This window comes from Mycobacterium sp. E740 (genome assembly GCF_001672895.1).
Classification (GTDB): Bacteria; Actinomycetota; Actinomycetes; order Mycobacteriales; family Mycobacteriaceae; genus Mycobacterium.
Genome location: NZ_LZKP01000151.1, coordinates 1 through 844, shown reverse-complemented (window position 1 = coordinate 844; position 844 = coordinate 1). Strand labels below are relative to the sequence as shown.

Here is an 844-nt window from a genome sequence, read left to right as displayed (position 1 = left end):
AACAACTCGTCGTCCCCGTCGAGGTGCGAGACACCTCCGGCACCGTATTCGTCACCGCTCGGATCACCATGCACGTCGGCCAGGCGCCCTTGCCCTGACTGGCGAGCACGCGCTCGGCGACGGCGATCTGCTGTTCCTTGGATGCCAGGTTCGCGGCAGGGGCGTACTCGCCGCCGCCGTGGCCGCTCCAGGTGCTCGGCGAGAACTGCAGCCCGCCCTGATAGCCGTTGCCGGTGTTGATGGCCCAGTTGCCGCCGGACTCGCAACTGGCGACCTGATCCCATTCACCGTCGGTGGCGGCGCTGGCATGTCCGGCGAGCGCGAGGCCCCCGGTGCCGAGCACTGCGCCCGTGAAGGCGACTTTGGCGACGTTCACGGTCGATGCCGTGGGCTTGCGGTGCCGTCCACTCATGAGTGCGTTCGGTCCTCTCTTCGGCGCCCGCGAGGTCAGCTGTCGGGTTCGGGCTGGAGAGGATGCCCGGCCGTGTCGCGCAGGTGATTTCACTCGGCGATCCGGCTTCACCCCAAGGAGCCGATGGCTCCAAGGTCCGTTTGACTCGGTGGACCGGTGGGTCCCCCGCCTCCATCCAAGTTGTTCGTCGGTATGCCGTGTGCCAACGGATGGAGCTCGGCGCTGCTGGGCACGGCGGGCAGATCGGTGTGAGGTCGATCGGCCTGGGACTGAACCGTAACGGCTCTGCGGGGACGAGTCATCTTTGGCGGGTAACGGCGTTTCCGCCGTCGGCAAATCTTAAAAGAGCTCTAAATGCCCAGCAGCGACGAGAGTTTCCGCAGGACAGCGGCGGGCTCCACCGCTTCGTAGCCAGTCCGTGACCATTCCGTT

General features: G+C 66.5%; 1 protein-coding gene and 1 riboswitch. The gene reads right to left on the bottom strand.

Annotated elements, in window-relative coordinates; genetic code table 11:
• A partial coding sequence (locus tag A5663_RS14200) for a transglycosylase family protein (protein ID WP_197503399.1) occupies positions 1 to 412 on the bottom strand: 412 nt, incomplete at its 3' end.
• Between the two features lie 9 nt (positions 413 to 421).
• Positions 422 to 612, bottom strand: a riboswitch (cyclic di-AMP (ydaO/yuaA leader).
• Positions 613 to 844: the final 232 nt, after the last annotated feature.